This window comes from Thalassospira profundimaris (assembly GCF_003326795.1).
Classification (GTDB): Bacteria; Pseudomonadota; Alphaproteobacteria; order Rhodospirillales; family Thalassospiraceae; genus Thalassospira; species Thalassospira profundimaris_C.
On record NZ_JPWI01000005.1, the window covers coordinates 181405 to 199150 of the forward strand.

Consider the following 17746-nt stretch of genomic DNA (forward strand, 5'->3'; position numbering starts at 1 on the left):
GCATGGGCTATGTCATCTTTGGGTGGCGGTCGGTGATGACTGTCCGAAAGTGGTAAGCATCAAAGCTTGGAAAATTGTTGCAGTGCGATAGTATCCTTCCAAGGACCATGTCTGGGCACAGCAAAAAGATCGTTGCCCGGTCCGGGGAAACGTAATCAGGAATAATCGGAGGGTTTCATGACCGACGTCGTAATTGTGGGTGCAGCACGTACACCAATCGGCGCATTCAGTGGCACGCTGGCGGGGACGCCGGCGCATGATCTGGGTGCTGTTGCCATTAAGGCTGCACTGGAACGCGCAGGCGTTGAAGGGGACGCGGTTGACGAAGTCATCCTGGGTCAGGTTCTTACAGGTGGTCAGGGGCAGAACCCCGCCCGTCAGGCAGCCATCGGTGCCGGAATTTCCGACCGCGCCACGGCTTTCCTGATCAATCAGGTTTGCGGATCGGGCCTGCGCACGGTCGCACTTGCCGCCCAGCAGATCATGACAGGGGATGCCAATATCGTTGTCGCCGGTGGTCAGGAAAACATGTCGCTTTCGACCCATGTCGCGCATCTGCGTGCCGGTCACAAAATGGGCGATGTCAAATTCATCGACAGCATGATCAAGGACGGTCTGTGGTGTGCCTTTAACGGCTATCACATGGGCAACACGGCCGAAAATATTGCTGCCAAGTGGGGTATCTCCCGCGAGGAACAGGATGAATTCGCCACTGCTTCCCAGAACAAGGCCGAAGCCGCCCAGAAATCCGGTCGCTTCAACGACGAAATCGCGGCTGTCACCATTGCCAGCCGCAAGGGCGATATCGTCTTTGATGCTGATGAATATCTGCGTCACGGTGCCTCGCTCGAAGGCATGGCAAAACTCCGCCCGGCCTTTGACAAGGAAGGCACGGTAACTGCTGGCAACGCATCGGGCATCAATGACGGGGCTGCTGCCCTTGTCGTCATGTCGGCAGCCGAAGCCGCCAAGCGTGGCCTGACCCCGCTTGCGACGATCAAAAGCTGGGCAACGGTCGGTGTCGATCCGGCAATCATGGGCTCGGGTCCGATTCCGGCGTCGAAAAAGGCGCTTGAGAAAGCTGGCTGGTCGGCAGCCGATCTTGATCTGATCGAAGCCAACGAAGCCTTTGCCGCCCAGGCAATTGCCGTCAACCGCGACATGGGCTGGGATACCAGCAAGGTCAACGTTAATGGCGGCGCGATTGCGCTGGGCCATCCGATCGGTGCATCGGGCGCACGCGTCTTCACCACGCTGCTTTATGAAATGCAGAAACGCGATGCGAAAAAAGGTCTCGCGACGCTCTGCATCGGTGGCGGTATGGGGGTTGCATTGTGCGTCGAGCGCTAATGCAAGCTTCTGACTGAATTTTCTACTGCGCGGGGCATCCACTTGAATGGGGAAGGCCCCGTTTGCATATGCGCAGGTCATTTTGCACTGCGACGAAAGACTAAAACAACTGGCTGATTTAGATCATGGAGAAGTAATAAAATTACATATATAAGGTCATTTATGGATTAAAGTTACGTGCGTCGTAGAAGGGCAAACTACGGACCTCGTTATGAAGACAGGCTTGATGAACGAAGTTTAGGGAGGCGACCATGACAAAAACAGCACTGGTAACCGGTGGAACACGCGGAATTGGCAAGGCAATCAGCCTGTCGCTCAAGGATGCGGGTTATACCGTTGTTGCGAACTATGCTGGCAACGAGGAGGCCGCAAAGGTCTTTACCGAAGAAACCGGTATTGCGGCTTATAAATGGAGTGTCGCGGACCCCGATGGCTGTGCGGCTGGCATCGCCAGGGTCGAAGCCGAAGTCGGCCCGATTGATATCCTGATCAATAATGCCGGCATCACCCGCGACGGTTTCATGCATAAAATGGAAACCGAACAATGGGCGGCGGTGATCGACACCAATCTCAGCTCGCTGTTCTACATGACCAAGCCGGTTCTGGAAGGCATGCGGGCGCGTGGCTTTGGCCGGGTGATCAATATTTCCTCGATCAACGGTCAGGCCGGTCAACTGGGTCAGACCAACTATTCGGCGGCCAAGGCCGGTGTGCACGGCTTTACCAAGGCGCTCGCCCAGGAAGTCGCGCGCAAGGGCATCACGGTCAATACCATCGCGCCGGGCTATATCAATACCGACATGGTCGCAGCGGTGCCCGAAAAGGTTCTTGAAAGCATCATCGCCAAAATCCCGGTCGGACGACTGGGCGAGGCCGATGAAATCGCACAAGCCATTCTGTATCTGTGCGGCCCCAATTCCGGCTTCATTACCGGCTCCTGCCTGTCGATCAATGGCGGACAGCATATGTTCTGAACGGTTTTCCGATCACCGGTCAAAAACGCCCCGCAGCATCTGCGGGGCGTTTTCTTTTAGGCATCAAGGCCGGAAAATTCCGCGACGGGTTTATGCGCCCAGCACATCCTTGGTCGAGACGATCTTGGCAAAGGTATCGGCAAGCATTGTCAGTTCATGACGATGAAGGTCTGCTGCCAGAACGGTCTTGCCGCTGATCGCATCGGGAAGGTCGCGGGTGGCGGTGGCGTCTGATACCACCGTAACCGCATATCCCTTTTCGTCGGCCACCCGGGCCGTGGTCGAGACACAGACATGGGTCATGAAGCCCGTGATCACCACCTGCTTGAAACCGCCATCCTGAAGCAACGCATCAAGTTCGGTGCCGCCAAACGAGCTTGGCACCGATTTGGTCAGGATGGTTTCGCCGTCTTGCGGGGCAACTTCGGGCATGATCGCGGCATAAGGCCCGCTTGGATCAAACAGACCGGTGGCATGATGCTGAACGTGAATGACGGTGCCACCCCGAGCACGCCAATGGGCCAAAATTTCCTGAATATTGGCAAGGGCCCCGGCAAGTCCCGAAAGCTTCAATTTGCCATCGCGATATTCTTCCTGGGCATCAATCACGATCAGGGCGGGATCCTTCGGTGATCCGGTCGGAAGCTGCGCACCGGCAATGTCAAAAATTGATTGGGCTGTCATCGGTCAGATCCTTTGTCAAAAACTGTGATGCCCCATCATGGTCCTGCGAATTTGCATTATCCATCGGCATTAATTCGATTATAATCTGCAAAAATGCAGGTAATGAGTATTGGCGGGGCCATGTGATGTCACTTGACTGGGAAGGATTGCGGACCTTTGCCCATGTCTGTCAGACCGGGAATATGAGTGCCGCTGCCCGCGAACTTGGTGTGAACCAGACAACGGTGGCGCGCCGGATCGCCCGGCTTGAAGAATGGGTGGGTTATGCGGTTCTGCACCGCGATGGCCGTGTGCTTACGCCGACCGCGCGGGCGCAAGGCCTGTTGCAAACCGCCCGGCAGATGCAAGACACCGTCTCGGATTTGCTGAAACGCGAACCCGCCACCGAAAACGACCCGCAATTGATTGCCGGGATTGTTCGGGTGACCGGGGTTGATGCGATCTTGCAAGATTGCGTCGCCCCGCATATCGCCGATTTGCATCACCGTTTTCCGGGTATCGCGCTGGAGCTGATTGGTGCAAACCGTAATCTCAGCCTGCCGCAACGTGAAACCGATATTGCGATCCGTCTGGCGCGCCCCGATAGCGGAGCCTTTCATATCCGCAGGCTCGGCCATCTTGAATATGGCATCTATTGCAATCCGGACGGGTTGCCGTCTGATGGTCTCGATCCGGGTGCATTGCCATGGATTGACCTTGACGAGTTTTTCTCTGACAAGCCCGAACAGAAATGGCTTGCCGATCATTTCCCGAACCGCATCACACTGGGCTTTGCCAATCGCGGATCGATCATGGTGTCAATGATGACCGGTCATGCCTGTTGTGCGTTGCTGCCGAGATGTGTGGGGGACCGGATTGACGGGCTGATCCGTCTTGATGGCTATCACCCGACCGGTCGCGAGGTCTGGCTTCTTACCCATCAGGACAAACGCCATCTGCCTCATGTGCGCACGGTGGCCGACTGGCTGGGTGGTGTCCTGCTTGACGGGCAGTTTATTACCCGTTTGTAAGGGTGATATCGGCTGCTTTGCTTGAGGTGATCACTGTCCGTGCATTGGGAAGATCATTGGTTTCGGCCTTGGTGATGGCCGCATCCATGTCAAAGCCAAATCCCTGCCAGCGCCCAATCAGGCGTTCGCGCAAGGTGCTTTCCGCCACATCAAGATAGATCGACAGATCAAAAAGCGGGCCCAGCTGATCCCATGGTGCCTGATCAAGCAAAAGATAATTGCCCTCAACCAGAATGATGCGGTGGTGTTGTGAAATGACCCGTGCCGACCCGCGCGAGAGTTCCAGTTCCCGATCAAAGACCGGAACATAGATATCTTCATCTTCCTGGTCGCGAAGGGCCAGAAGGACGCGTTTCAATCCCCCGACATCAAAGGTATCGGGGGCACCTTTACGCGCCAGAAGTCCCCGATCTTTCAGGATCGCATCGTCGAAATGAAATCCGTCCATCGGCACGACAACAGCACCGGCTTTATCACCCCCCAGATGGTGATAAAGCCGGTCGGACAAGTGTGACTTGCCCGATGCTGGTGCCCCGATGATGGCAACGAGAATGCGCCGGTCACCGGTTTGCTGAGCGCGGATTTGTGCCGCGAGTGCGTCGATATCGGGTGTCATCCGGGGTTTTGATCTCGGTCTGGTAAACACGTTTGCAGGGAAAAGGCCGCGATATTACGCCGCTGCCTCGGTGTCGACCCCGGGTGGTTCCTTGGCCCCGGTCATGAAGGCCACGGCATCGGACATGCTGTAATCATCAGGTTTGATGGTGCAAAGCCGCTTGCCCAGACGATGAACATGAATGCGGTCCGCCACTTCAAACACATGGGGCATGTTGTGCGAAATCAGGACAATCGGCATGCCGCGTGCCTTCACATCGGCAATCAGATCAAGCACACGGCGGCTTTCCTTGACCCCAAGGGCCGCGGTCGGTTCATCCATGATCACCACACGCGATCCGAACGCCGCCGCACGGGCAACCGCAACCCCCTGACGCTGCCCACCCGAAAGGGTCTCGACCGCCTGATTGATATTCTGAATGGTCATAAGTCCCAGTTCGGAAAGCTTTTCACGTGCCAGTCGCTGCATTTCCTTGTGGTCAAGCGCACCGAAATACTTGCCCATAAAACCCTTTTTGCGAAGCTCGCGGCCCATGAACATATTGTCGGCAATCGACAGGGCAGGGGACAGGGCAAGGTTCTGATACACCGTCTCGATACCAGCCTCGCGGGCCTCCATCGGCGATGTAAAACCAATCGGTTCGCCATCAAGCTCGATGCTGCCCTCGTCAATCGTGATTGCCCCGGACAGTGCCTTGATCAGCGATGATTTCCCGGCCCCGTTATCCCCGATGACCGCAAGGATCTCGCCGGGATAAAGATCGAAATCGGCGTGATCAAGGGCGGTGACCCGGCCATAACGTTTGACGATTCCGCGCGCCTTAAGAACCGGTTTTTGCATGTTGCTCATGACGACACCTTTCTGATCCACTGATCAATTGCCACAGCAATGATCGTAAGCCAGCCAATGGCAAAGACCTGCCACAGAACATCCACACCTGCCAGACGCAGGCCGGAGTTAAAGACACCAACAATCAGCGCCCCGATCAGCGGGCCGATGATCGATCCGCGTCCGCCAAACAGCGAAATGCCGCCGATCACCACGGCGGTAATCGATTGAAGATTGGCTTCCTGGAAACTTTGCGGCGAGACAGAACCAACACGGCCGATCGATGCCCATGCCCCGATCCCGCAAACAAGCCCGGCCAGACCATAAACCATGATCAGGGTACGGTTGGTGCGAATACCCGAAAGCTCGGCGGCTTCCTTGTCATCGCCAATCGCATAGACATGACGTCCCCAGCTGGTGTGATTAAGGATGTACCAAAGCACCCCGAAAATCACCAGCATCAGGATCGATCCATAGGTAATTCGCGCCCCGCCAAGTGCGATGCTTTCACCAAAGAATTTCAACAGTGGTGCGACTTCATCAAGCGTCTGGCTGCGGATTGATTGCGCGCCCGAAAGCCAAAGGTTAAGCGCAAAGAAAATGTTCCAGGTGCCAAGGGTCACGATAAAGGGCGGAAGCTTGATCCGGGTCACAAGGAAACCGTTAAGGCCCCCTGCCAGAATTCCGCCGATGCAGCCCAGAATGATGGCGATTGGTGCAGGGACCCCAAGCGTAATGGCAAGCTGTCCCATAATCACCGACATCAGCACCATGATCGCCCCGACCGAAAGATCGATGCCCGCTGTCAGGATGACAAGGCTCTGGGCGGCGGCAAGAATGCCGATGATCGAGACCTGCTGCATGATCAGCGACAGGTTAAAGGGCGAAAAGAACTTGCTGCCTGCGACAAAGCCGAAAATCACGATCGACGCAATCAGGACGATCACCGGGATCATGGTCGGATTGCCGTGCAGGAAATGCTGCACATTGTCAAACAGGCTGCGGGGTTTATGTTCGAAGTTGGCTACAGAACTGTCACTGGAATCAAGCGTATGCTCGAAATCCTGTTTACTGCGTGACGTTTGAGCTGTGTCGCTCATTGCTTCCTCCCGACTTGGTATGAACAGGTCCGGTGTTCAAATTGAACCTGACGATCTTCAAAGCTCACCCGCCCGGTTCTGGTGACCGGTTGGTCGTGGATGCATACCAAGTGTAATCTAAAGTGGGACAAGGAGGGCGGGTTTCTTGCCGCCCTCCTTCGACATCAAAGGGCCTAGCCCCAGCAGCGATCGGTACCTTCGGCAACACTGATCGACGGAACGCCGTTCGCAGGCTGATCGGTTACAAGGTTCACGCCGGTGTCATAGAAGTTCAGGCCTTCGGTGTTTTTCGGTTTTTCACCGCTGTCAGCCCAGGCCTTGATGGCCTCGATGCCTTTGGACGCCATCAAAAGCGGATATTGCTGCGAAGTCGCGCCAATGACGCCATCCTTGACATTGGCCACACCCGGGCAACCGCCATCGACCGACACGATCAGAACACCTTCTTCCATGCCAAATGCCTTGAGCGCCTCATAGGCACCAGCGGCCGCCGGTTCGTTGATGGTATAGACAACATTGATCTCGGAATCGCGCTGCATCAGGTTTTCCATCGCCTTGCGACCACCTTCCTCGTTGCCGTTGGTGACGTCATGCCCGACAATCCGGTCGTCATCCTCGTCCCCAATCTTGTTGGGGTCCTTGATGTCGATCCCGAAGCCTTTCATGAAGCCCTGATCGCGCAAAACGTCAACCGACGGTGCACTCGGCGTAAGATCAAGAAGGGCGATCTTGGCGTCAGCCGCCTTGTCGCCGAGCTTGGCAGCAGCCCACTGACCAATCAGTTCGCCCGCCTTGAAGTTGTCGGTGGCAAAGGTCGCGTCAGCGGCATCAATCGGCTCAAGCGGGGTATCCAGTGCGATCACGATAAGCCCCGCATCGCGGGCCTTTTTGACAACCGGAACAATTGCCTTGGTATCGGATGCCGTCAGAAGAATGCCCTTGGCGCCCGATGCAATGCAGGACTCGATGGCCTGCACCTGGGTTTCATGGTCGCCGTCAATTTTCCCGGCATAGGTCGAAAGATTGATACCAAGTTCCTTGGCCTTGGCCGATGCCCCTTCTTTCATCTTCACAAAGAACGGGTTGATATCGGTTTTGGTGATCAGGCAGGCGCCGATTTCATCTGCTTTTGCCTCATTCGGTGCTGCCGCAAGGCCAAGTGCAAGCGCACCAAGGGTTGCGCCAAGAAGTGCTTTTTTCATGTGTTTCCTCCCAGGGATTAACCTGACTAATCGGTCATTTTGACCAGCAATATTTGTTTTCCAACAGATCGTGGCGCGCATTCTGGGTCGGGGCCTTCAACCTGTCTGGGGCTAAGCACACACCAAACGCGATGGGCTGTCAATTAATAAATCCGATTGATTTATTAATTATTCCTGTCACTCTTGATTGCAATCGGGCATTAAATGGTCCGAGTGGGAGGAATAAATGACGGACACCATATCGACCAGCCCCGACCAAACAGGGGCGGAAGATCAGGCGGCCCGACCGTTGCATCCGGGCGGCGGGGCCAATCAGTTGCGTGTGCGCGCCTATAACGAACGCCTTGTGCTGTCGCTGGTGCGCCGGAATGCCGGTCTGTCAAAGGCCGATATCGCAAGGCTTTCGGGGCTTTCGGCGCAAACGGTTTCCGTGATCATGCGCGCCCTTGAAAAGGACGGGTTGCTCAAACGCGGCGTCCCGGTGCGTGGAAAGGTCGGTAAACCCAAAGTGCCGATGGCCCTTAATCCCGATGGCGTCTTTTCCTATGGTTTGAAAATCGGGCGACGCAGTGCGGAACTGATCCTGCTTGATTTTGTTGGCACGGTGCGCGCATCGCTCAACGAAGCCTATAAATACCCGACACCCGACGGTATTCGCCAGTTCGTCCGGGACTCGGTCAATCAGATTGCCGCCGGTCTCAGCGCCGATCAGCACAACCGTATTGCCGGAATCGGCATTGCCGCACCCTTTGAGCTGTGGAACTGGGTGGATGAAGTCGGTGCCCCGGTCGAGGACATGAATGCCTGGCGCGAGGTCGATCTGATCGAAACCATCGGTGCCATCCTGCCATTTCCGGTCTTTCAGCAAAATGATGCAACTGCGGCCTGCGGTGCGGAACTGGTCTTTGGCCTTGGCCCGAACTATTCCGATTTCGCCTATTTCTTCATCGGGTCATTCATCGGCGGTGGTGTGGTGCTAAATCAGGCGCTCTATGCCGGGCGGACCGGGAATGCGGGGGCTTTTGGCTCGATGCCGGTCTCATCACGCAGCGGCCATCCAAGCCAGCTGATCGATCAGGCATCGATCTTTGTACTTGAAGAAATGCTGACCCGTGATGGTCGTGACCCGGCCATGCTGTGGCGTGATCCCGACTACTGGAACACGCTTGGCGACACGCTTGATATCTGGATCAATCATACTGCGCGCAGTCTGGCGATTGCCATTACCTCGGTCTGTTCGGTAATTGATTTCGAAGCCGTCATTGTCGATGGCGGTTTCCCCGCCGACGTGTGCGCGCGCATTGTGGCTGCGACGCGGGCTGCAACCAATGACCTTGATCTTCAGGGGATCGAACGCCCCCATATCGAACAGGGCCAGGTCGGCAGTGCCGCCCGCGCCATCGGGGCGGCAAGCCTGCCTTTATTCTCGCGCTATCTGCTTGATCAGAATGTTCTGTTCAAACAGATGCAATAAGGCCTGATCCCTAGAAATTATCCTTGCGCTTGCGAATCTCGGCAAAGATTTCCACCGGGCTCTGGCCGCTCATGCCAAGATTTTCGGCAAGGGTCGGCTCGTCAGCGCGCAGGAACGGGTTGGTCGCAAGTTCGACATCCAGTCGCGACGGAATGGTCGGCAAATTGCGCGCGCGAAGCCCATCAATATCCTGACAGCGTGCAATCAGGATCGGGTTGTCGGGCTCAATCGTTTTGGCAAAGCGCGCATTGGACTGGGTATATTCATGCCCGCAATAGATCTGCGTGCTGGCTGGAAGATTGCGGAACTTGCAAAGCGATTCCCACATCTGCGCAGGCGTTCCTTCAAACAACCGTCCGCATCCAAGTGCAAAAAGACTGTCACCGGAAAAAAGCGCGGTGACCGCCGGGAAATAGAACGCGATATGTCCGCTGGTATGACCCGGTACATCAAAGACCCGACCTTCAAGATCGCCAATCAGGACCTGATCACCTTCGGCACAGGTTTCATCCATATTGGGGATGCGCGCGGTTTCTGCCGCCGGTCCCAAAAGCTTGGCACCATATTTTTCAATCAGTTCGGCATTGCCGCCAATATGGTCGTGGTGGTGATGGGTGTTGATCACCAGATCAAGGTGCCATCCCTTTTCCTCAAGGGCAGCAATCACCGGCGCTGCTTCGCCCGGATCAATCACGGCGGTCACTTCGCTGTAATGACAGCGCACAAGATAGGTGTAATTGTCTGAAAGACACGGAATGACGATCACTTCGCCCGCGGCCATGGCGTACCTCGAAACTGGAATTGCTGTGTTGGATCAAGACTAGCAGCAACCACTGTCCTGAAACAATCATCGAACGATTAGAATCGCGCAATTGCTTACGCTGCGGGGCAAAACATGAACGGCATTGCGATGACGATACTCAATGCGCCAAAGAAGCCGACATCAGAAAGGCAATGGGGAGGTTGGCCGAAGTGACCTCAAATTAACCTGCTCGGCGAGTATATCGCACACGGCACGCACAGACGGTAGTTGGCCCCGACGATGAGGGATCAGTAAGGTTGTAAGTACTTTTCCTGCGTTCCACTCGGGGAGTATCCGTATCAGTTCGCCTCGGTCCAGCTCTTTCTGGCAAACTTTTTGCGGCAAACAGGTGATGCCCAATCCGGCACTGGCGGTTCGCAACAGCACGGTTGATTCATCAGCAGCAAAGTTTCTTATTGGTTGGACTTCGACGACGTCCCCCTTTTCGTTTGCCAGCGTCCATTTTTCGGCCGTACGCGATATCAGCAAACCCTTGTGATCAGAGATGTCTTCTGGATTTGCAGGAACACCATACTCTTCCAGGTAGCTTGGTGCCGCGACCAGATAAACGGGGTCGGACCCAATCGTTCTCTGTACCAAATCAGAGTCTGGTAGCGGTCGGAAGTGATCACGCACCGCGATATCAAACCCTTCCTGTATGATATCGACGAATCGGTCAGTAGTGTGTAATTCCAGTTCAACCTTCGGATAGGTTTGAGCCACCGTCGGAAGAAGGTTCGCCAGCGAAATTTGTGCTGTGGGCACTGAACAAGTAATGCGTACCAAGCCGCTGGGTTCGGCAAGGCGACCCTTGACCAAATTCTCGGCTGCTTCAGCTTCGATAAGCATAGCGGCGGCATGCCGGTAAAAATCTCGCCCGATTTCGGTAGGCACAAAGCTTCTCGAAGTACGGTGAATTAAACGTACACCCAAGGTCTTTTCAAGTTCCGCCACCCGCTTGCTGAGCGTCGACTTGGGTAAGTCAATCTGACGCGCGGCAGCGGCAAACCCTCCATGGTCCACAACATGTACAAAAACATACAGATCATTGAGGTTCAGCATTTCATAGTCTTCATTTGTGGACGATATGTCTACATATCTCAGTCTACCGATCTATCGTCCACAAAAATATACTTCATTTCTCGCAATCGACGTGAATTTTGATAAACACAACCGAGGAATGGATTATGGAACTCGTGCTTTTTTACGGCGTGCCCGCGGGTTGCTCATTTGGATCAATCGTGGCGCTAGAGTGGTTGGGGAAACCCTATCGCCTGTCTCGCGTGGAAATGATGGAGCATCCTTGGAACCCGCTCTATGCCAAAATAAACCCACAATTTCAGACACCTGCGCTGTTGCTCGAATCAGGAGAGACCCTGACCGAGAGTATGGCTATTTTGAAACATCTCGCGGCCCGTAACGCGTCAGCTAACTTGGGGGCAGCGGGCGGCAGTATGCAGGATGATCGCCTGACCGAAATGTTGGCCTATTTGAATACCGACTTTTTCTCGGCATTCAGCCCGTTATGGGTGGCCTACGAAATGGAAGATCTGGATGATGCGCAAAAAGCATTGCTGAGAACCATCGGGCAAAAGGGTGTCGTCAAGGGCTGTACTTATTTGAATGGACTGCTTGCCGACCGGGAATGGTTGTTGGGTGGGGGACAACGCAGTATCGCGGATGCCTATCTCTCTGGTATTGGGCGTTGGATTCAATACCATCAATTGTTTGATCTGGAGCAGGAATATCCGCATCTTGCCTGTTATCTGCAAAAACTGGCCAATGATCCGGCGGTTATTTTCGCAACGGCAATAGAGAAAGGCGAAGAACCGGCGGGCAGTGGTGCCTTCAAGGGGCATATCACCTTGGACGCACTTCGTTCCCGTTTAGCCTGAGGGTGCAAAACGTCCCCTTCGGCGCGCGCCCGGCGATGATAACAAAAAGGTCAATTGACGTCGTACCAATTTCACCTATTTTCGACATCACGCAACGCGCAAACTTTCTGACAGTCTAAGAAGATCTGCGTTTCAAAGCTGTTTCCGTCGGGGGCGATAGGGTGCTAAAGTCCAGTCATGCCTCAGGATGTCGTTGATCTTCACCGCTTTTATGCCAGCAGTACCGGGCAAGCCGCCCGGCGACTGATCCGCAGGCGTTTGCGCGTGATGTGGTCGGATGTGCGCGGCATGCGCGTCCTTGGTTTTGGCTATGCAACACCCTATCTGCGCCCCTTCATTGGCGAGGCCGAACGCGTCATGGCCTTCATGCCCGGCCGTCAGGGCTGCGTGCATTGGCCGGTCGACGAAGAAAACCGGGTCGCACTGACCGAAGAAACCATGTTGCCGCTGCCCGACAGTTCGGTTGATCGCATCCTTCTGGTTCATCTGGTCGAACATTCCGATTCCATGCGCCGCCTGATGCGCGAATGCTGGCGCGTATTGACCCCCAATGGCCGGATTATTGTGGTGACCCCGAACCGAAGCTCGCTCTGGTCCTGGTCGGAAAAGACGCCCTTTGGCTATGGTCATCCCTATAGCGTGTCACAATTACAAAACCTGATGCGCGAGAACATGTTCCTGCCGATCCAGCACAGCCGCGCGCTGTTCCTGCCGCCGACCCAGCGCCGTCTGTTCCTGCGCTGGTCGCAGCTGTTTGAAAATATCGGATCACGCCTGTTCAAGGCCTTTGCCGGGGTCTCGATTGTCGAGGCCGGCAAACAGCTTTACGCCAGCAGCGGCACACCATCGCGCAAACGCCGTCTGGTGCATATCCCCGTGACCGTGCCGCCGCTCCGCCCGGCCGAGGGCAATCATCAGCATCGCACCGATGAAACCGCCAGGCTAAGCTGTGATCCGTCGGGTGCTGCCACCGATGACCGCAGCGATGTCAGGGGCCATGACAGGGGGCATGACAGACGTGATGGCTGGCGTGATGGCAGTGCCGCCGAAAAGGACCGCGCCTAGTCCCGCCGCCTGCGATGTGACTTTCATGGACGCATCGCACAAAAAAACGCGCAAAAAGTGACGGTGAACACAGTAGTTTCATTTGTTCTAATTTATTCCCCCGGAAGGATTTCCAAAAAACGCTGAGAATACCGGAATGGATTTAGGTCGCTTTTGTCATCTTTTGCACATCCGCAAACCGCATCAACGGTTTATCGGCGGGGTCTCATATGCATTGATCCTGTCGTTGACAGTTTTGTCTGTTTCGATTGTTCATGCCCAGGACAAATTGCAGATCACGCTTTATAGCGAAGACAACAATATCCCCTATGCCTTTCTGGACGGTGCCAGACCCGCTGGCATCTATACCCGTATTCTGAGCGAGGCCGTCGCGCGTCTTCCGCAATATGAACTTGAAATCGTCAATGTGCCGTTTCGCCGGGGGATGGACCTGCTTGAAAACGGGGAAATCATGGCGTTCTTCCCGCCCTATCAGCGTCAGGAACGCGACTGGATCGAACGCTATTCGATCCCGATCCTGTCAGAAACCGTGGTGGCACTTTGCAGCAATGATTATGCGCGCAGCCACGAACTGGGCATCTTCCCCGATGATTTCAAAGGCGCAAGCTTTGCCAATAATGCCGGTTATCGACTGGCGGGTGACGACTTCTTTGCCATGGTTGATGCTGGCGACATCACGCTTGAAGAAGCCAACACCACAGCCAGCAATCTGCGCTTTCTGATGGCCGGGCGGGTCGATTGTTATGTCAATGAACGCATGGCCATTCTGGCGGGGATGCGCGAGCTTGATGTGGATCGCGACCTGGCCCGTCTGTTTAACGAAACCGCGATCATCGGTCAGGAATTCGGCTTTGTCGCCTATGGACCGGACCCGCAAAATCGCTGGCCATATCGCGATGCCTTTGCCGATGCCCTTGATACGGTTCTGGCTGAAATGCGCGACAGCGGCGAAATCGACCGGCTGGTCGTCGACTATTTCGCCTATTAGGCCAAAGGCAAGGGGCTGACCAGTGCGAAGCGTGCCCGACCCAATATGTTCGACCCGGTATGTCCGACCTAGCGTGCCGAGGCCGCAAGCCCGATCCCGAAGCTGACAAAGATGCTGCCCGAAATGCGCTGGAACCATTTCTTGCCATTTCCGGTCAGGAATTTGCGCGACCGCGCGGCAAACATCGAATATCCGACAATCGATGAAAACGACATGACGACAAAGGTCGTGTCCATGATCGCAAACTGCGATGCCAATGGTGCATCATGATCGATGAAAAGGGGGAACAGGGCGGTAAAGAACGCAATGGCCTTCGGGTTGCTGGCCGAAACAATGAAGCCCTGTACATAAAGGCGAAGTGCCCCTGGTGTCCGTTTCGGGCTATTGGTGATGGCATTCTCTACGGCGGGCAGGCGGCTTTCACGCCAGAACTTGATGCCAAGCCAGATCAGATAGGCCGCCCCGACATAGTGAATGATCATGAACAGCGTGCCCGACGTCATGATCAGGGCGCCAAGACCAAGGGCCGATAAAAGCCCCATCAGTCCCGTACCTGTCACACAGCCAAATGCCCCGATGACAGATGCGCGCACGCCATGGCGGATGCTGTTGGTGATCCCCAGCATGATCGCAGGGCCAGGCGTCAGGGTGGCAATAAAAACGGCAAGGAAATAAAGGGCAAACTGATCAATGGTCATGGCGGTGCGGGTTCCTGATCAAGCCGGTAACGGGAATGAATATTGCAGCTATTCAATGCGAAGCGTGTGAATGGGTCAATCCTGATGAACGCGTATCAGATGCGCAAAAACAAACAGGCCACCTGAAATCAGGTGGCCTGTTTTTAAGCGTCGCAGTGATGATCGAACTTAATGTTCGATATCGCGCCAGATTTTGCGTTTCAGCGCATAAAGCATCGCCGTCAGAACGATCAGGAACAGGATGACCTGCAGACCAAGTTCCTTGCGTGCTTCAAGTTCCGGCTGTGCCGTCCAGTTCAGGAAGGCAACAACGTCGCGCGAATGCTGTTCCAGGGTCGCCGGTGTTCCATCGCTATATTCGACCGCTTCGTCATAAAGCGGCGGCGCCATGGAAATCTGGTGGCCCGGGAAATAATGGTTGTAAGACTTCCCGTCTGACAGGTCGAAGCCTTCAGGGGCTTCTTCCTCATAGCCGGTCAGCAGGGCGAACACATAATCCGGGCCTGCCACACGGGCTTTGGTCATCAGGGAAAGATCGGGCGGAATTGCCCCGCCGTTCGAAGCAGCAGCAGCCTTTTCGTTCGGGAACGGGGACGGGAAATAGTCGGACGGCTTGCCCGGACGGGTGAACATGTCACCATCATCATTCGGACCGTCTTCAATGTCATATTCCGCTGCGATCGCCTTGATCTGGTCTTCGTTAAATCCAATGCCTTCAAGGTTACGGAAGGCAATGAACCGCAGGCTGTGACAGCCCGCACAAACGTTTTTATAGACCTGGAAACCGCGTTGCAGCTGGGCACGGTCATAGGTGCCAAACAGACCCTGCCAGCTCCAGTCCTGTGCCGCAGGTACCGGGGTATCCCCGGCAGCCCTGGCTGCAGTTCCGGTGAATGCGGTTACCGCGAAGGCGGCAGCAATTGCGGTCAGTGCGAACTTACGCATTTGCACCCTCCTTCAAAACAGACTCACTGATGCTTGCCGGAAGCGGTTTGGTTCGTTCAAGCTTCCCGACCAATGGCATCACCACAAGGAAATGCACGAAGTAGTACAGCGTCGAAAGCTGGCCCATCACGATCACCTTAAGACCCGGAATTCCCATGAAATAGTCATCCGGTGCCTTCGCCCCGCAATAGCCGAGGATGAAGGTATCAATCACAAACAGCCAGAAGAACCATTTGTAAACCGGACGGAATTTCGAGCTGCGAACCTTCGAGGTATCAAGCCACGGAATAACGAACAGGATGACGATTGACGCAAACATCGCAAGAACGCCAAGCAGTTTTGCCGGGATGCCAAGGATGGTGAAGTCAATCGAGCGCAGGATCGCATAGAACGGCAGGAAGTACCATTCCGGCACGATGTGCGGCGGGGTTACCAGCGGGTTGGCCGGGATGTAGTTATCCGGGTGGCCAAGGTAATCCGGTGCAAAGAACACAAACGCACAGAAGAAGATCAGGAACACGCCCAGTCCGAACAGATCCTTGATCGTGTAGTACGGATGGAACGGAATGCTGTCCTGCGGGGTTTTGATTTCAACGCCGGTCGGGTTGTTCGAACGCACGCTATGCAGTGCCCAGACATGCAGGACAACAAGGCCCAGAATGACGAACGGCATCAGATAGTGCAGCGAGAAGAACCGGTTCAGTGTCGGGTTATCAACCGAGAAACCGCCCCAGAGCCAGGTCACCAGCGGATCGCCAATGATCGGGAAGGCAGAGAACAGGTTGGTAATAACCGTCGCACCCCAGAACGACATCTGGCCCCACGGCAGGACATAGCCCATGAAGGCAGTCGCCATCATTGCCAGAAGGATCAGGATGCCGATCCACCACAGCATTTCACGCGGTGCTTTGTATGACCCGTAATACAGGCCACGGAAAATATGGATAAAGACGCAGATGAAGAACATCGATGCGCCATTCATGTGAATATAGCGGATCAGCCAGCCATGGTTCACATCGCGCATGATACGTTCGACAGACTCAAACGCCATGCTGGTATGGGGGGTATAGTTCATCACCAGGAAAATCCCGGTAAGGATCATGGTCACCAGAACAAAGCCTGCCAGTGAACCAAAGTTCCACATATAGGACAGGTTTTTCGGGGTCGGATATTCATAGGCGGAATGGTGCAACATGGAGATTACCGGAAGACGGTCATCAACCCATTTCACCACTTTGTTATTCCATTGAGGTGCGCTCATCATACAGCTCCTTAGCCGATACGGACGGATGTGTCGGTGAGGAAGGTGTAGGTCGGCACCTCGAGATTCTTCGGCGCAGGACCACGGCGGATACGGCCCGACGTATCATAGTGCGAGCCATGGCACGGACAGTACCAACCATCATAATCGCCTCGGGCTTCCCCGGTGGCGGTGCCCATCGGGATGCAGCCCAGATGGGTGCATACGCCGACAACAATCAGCCATTCCTTCTTTTCGACACGTGCATCGTCGGCTTGTGGATCGACGAGCTCGTTCAATGCAACCTCGTTGGCTTCATTGATTTCGCGTTCGGTACGATGGCGGATAAAGACCGGTTTGCCTCGCCACATAACCTTGACTGCCTGACCAACCGCGATGTTGGCCAAATTAACCTCGACCGAGGCAAGTGCGAGAACATCTTTGGACGGGTTCATGCTGTCCACGAACGGCCACAACGCGACGCCGGTGCCAACGACACCGACAGCTGTGGTCGCCAAGGTCAGGAAATCCCTGCGGTTCTCGTCCGGCTGGTGATCGCCGGAAGAATGCACCGTTTGCGACATAATTTATCCCTCTTTCTGCCCCCAAAACAGGCATGTGGATTGCCAAAAGCAAGACTTAGGACATCCCTGCCTGATTTCCCTTGATGAAAATCAAACAATGAAGTCGCTAAAAGCCTCTAGCCCTGTTTCTGGTCCGTCATACTAACAAAAATCGGGTTTGTTAAGGAGAACTTGGAGTTGCAATTTGTTTGCATTCAATAAGATCATATGGTTTTGCAGTGCACAAATCTGTAAAACCTAGCGTAAATGCGGGTATCCTGCCTTTTACGAACCAATGGTTTACTGCTTTGG

The 17746-nt window shown here is 55.0% G+C and carries 18 protein-coding genes; 7 read left to right on the forward strand and 11 right to left on the reverse strand.

Annotation, left to right across the window (positions count from 1 at the left end; genetic code table 11):
* Positions 1 to 177: 177 nt before the first annotated feature.
* On the forward strand, positions 178 to 1350 hold the full coding sequence (locus tag TH30_RS10040; RefSeq protein WP_114097950.1) for an acetyl-CoA C-acetyltransferase: 1173 nt from the start codon (positions 178 to 180) through the stop codon (positions 1348 to 1350).
* Positions 1351 to 1601: 251 nt separating this feature from the next.
* Positions 1602 to 2324 carry an acetoacetyl-CoA reductase gene (gene phbB, locus TH30_RS10045; protein WP_114097951.1) on the forward strand — a complete coding sequence of 241 codons (723 nt, stop codon included), beginning with the start codon at positions 1602 to 1604 and terminating at the stop codon, positions 2322 to 2324.
* A gap of 90 nt (positions 2325 to 2414) precedes the next feature.
* Here the strand turns inward: phbB and TH30_RS10050 are convergent, their stop codons facing one another.
* Positions 2415 to 3008 carry a cysteine hydrolase family protein gene (locus TH30_RS10050; protein ID WP_114097952.1) on the reverse strand — a complete coding sequence of 198 codons (594 nt, stop codon included), beginning with the start codon at positions 3006 to 3008 and terminating at the stop codon, positions 2415 to 2417.
* Between the two features lie 125 nt (positions 3009 to 3133).
* Here TH30_RS10050 and TH30_RS10055 point away from each other — a divergent pair, with 125 nt between their 5' ends.
* Positions 3134 to 4018, forward strand: coding sequence for a LysR family transcriptional regulator (locus tag TH30_RS10055; RefSeq protein ID WP_114097953.1), 885 nt, complete (start codon positions 3134 to 3136; stop codon positions 4016 to 4018).
* Here the strand turns inward: TH30_RS10055 and TH30_RS10060 are convergent.
* From TH30_RS10060 to TH30_RS10075, 4 genes are all read right to left on the reverse strand, one after another.
* Positions 4005 to 4634: a nucleoside triphosphate hydrolase gene (locus TH30_RS10060; RefSeq protein ID WP_114097954.1), complete on the reverse strand. Its 630-nt coding sequence runs from the start codon at positions 4632 to 4634 to the stop codon at positions 4005 to 4007. The two genes, TH30_RS10055 and TH30_RS10060, sit on opposite strands and share 14 nt — an antisense overlap.
* A gap of 54 nt (positions 4635 to 4688) precedes the next feature.
* Positions 4689 to 5483, reverse strand: coding sequence for an ATP-binding cassette domain-containing protein (locus TH30_RS10065; protein WP_181850215.1), 795 nt, complete (start codon positions 5481 to 5483; stop codon positions 4689 to 4691).
* A complete protein-coding gene (locus tag TH30_RS10070; protein ID WP_114097955.1) occupies positions 5480 to 6562 on the reverse strand; it encodes an ABC transporter permease in 1083 nt (360 codons plus the stop codon). The genes TH30_RS10065 and TH30_RS10070 overlap by 4 nt, the downstream gene beginning before the upstream one ends.
* Before the next feature lie 173 nt (positions 6563 to 6735).
* Complete coding sequence (locus TH30_RS10075; RefSeq protein ID WP_114097956.1) at positions 6736 to 7764, reverse strand: sugar ABC transporter substrate-binding protein; 1029 nt, start codon at positions 7762 to 7764, stop codon at positions 6736 to 6738.
* Between the two features lie 226 nt (positions 7765 to 7990).
* Here TH30_RS10075 and TH30_RS10080 point away from each other — a divergent pair, with 226 nt between their 5' ends.
* A complete protein-coding gene (locus TH30_RS10080; protein WP_114097957.1) occupies positions 7991 to 9238 on the forward strand; it encodes an ROK family transcriptional regulator in 1248 nt (415 codons plus the stop codon).
* 10 nt (positions 9239 to 9248) lie between these two features.
* Here TH30_RS10080 and gloB read toward each other — a convergent pair whose 3' ends face one another.
* Positions 9249 to 10019 carry a hydroxyacylglutathione hydrolase gene (gene gloB, locus TH30_RS10085; protein WP_114097958.1) on the reverse strand — a complete coding sequence of 257 codons (771 nt, stop codon included), beginning with the start codon at positions 10017 to 10019 and terminating at the stop codon, positions 9249 to 9251.
* A 162-nt stretch (positions 10020 to 10181) separates the two neighbouring features.
* Positions 10182 to 11102, reverse strand: coding sequence for a LysR substrate-binding domain-containing protein (locus tag TH30_RS10090; protein ID WP_114097959.1), 921 nt, complete (start codon positions 11100 to 11102; stop codon positions 10182 to 10184).
* A gap of 125 nt (positions 11103 to 11227) precedes the next feature.
* On the opposite strand from TH30_RS10090, the gene TH30_RS10095 reads away from it, so the two are divergent.
* From TH30_RS10095 to TH30_RS10105, 3 genes are all read left to right on the forward strand, one after another.
* Positions 11228 to 11935 (forward strand): glutathione S-transferase N-terminal domain-containing protein, encoded by a 708-nt coding sequence (locus TH30_RS10095; protein ID WP_114097960.1) that lies wholly within the window; start codon positions 11228 to 11230, stop codon positions 11933 to 11935.
* Positions 11936 to 12112: 177 nt separating this feature from the next.
* Positions 12113 to 13000, forward strand: coding sequence for a methyltransferase domain-containing protein (locus tag TH30_RS10100; protein WP_258548682.1), 888 nt, complete (start codon positions 12113 to 12115; stop codon positions 12998 to 13000).
* 226 nt (positions 13001 to 13226) lie between these two features.
* Positions 13227 to 13988: a substrate-binding periplasmic protein gene (locus TH30_RS10105; RefSeq protein ID WP_181850218.1), complete on the forward strand. Its 762-nt coding sequence runs from the start codon at positions 13227 to 13229 to the stop codon at positions 13986 to 13988.
* 68 nt (positions 13989 to 14056) lie between these two features.
* Here TH30_RS10105 and TH30_RS10110 read toward each other — a convergent pair whose 3' ends face one another.
* From TH30_RS10110 to petA, 4 genes are all read right to left on the reverse strand, one after another.
* Positions 14057 to 14686 (reverse strand): LysE family translocator, encoded by a 630-nt coding sequence (locus tag TH30_RS10110; RefSeq protein WP_114097962.1) that lies wholly within the window; start codon positions 14684 to 14686, stop codon positions 14057 to 14059.
* A 168-nt stretch (positions 14687 to 14854) separates the two neighbouring features.
* Complete coding sequence (locus TH30_RS10115) at positions 14855 to 15631, reverse strand: cytochrome c1 (RefSeq protein WP_114097963.1); 777 nt, start codon at positions 15629 to 15631, stop codon at positions 14855 to 14857.
* On the reverse strand, positions 15624 to 16895 hold the full coding sequence (locus tag TH30_RS10120; RefSeq protein WP_181850219.1) for a cytochrome b: 1272 nt from the start codon (positions 16893 to 16895) through the stop codon (positions 15624 to 15626). The genes TH30_RS10115 and TH30_RS10120 overlap by 8 nt, the downstream gene beginning before the upstream one ends.
* Positions 16896 to 16903: 8 nt before the next feature.
* The gene (gene petA, locus TH30_RS10125; RefSeq protein WP_114097965.1) at positions 16904 to 17455 is read right to left on the reverse strand and encodes a ubiquinol-cytochrome c reductase iron-sulfur subunit; all 552 of its coding nucleotides are present in this window, start codon (positions 17453 to 17455) and stop codon (positions 16904 to 16906) included.
* Between the last annotated feature and the right edge of the window lie 291 nt (positions 17456 to 17746).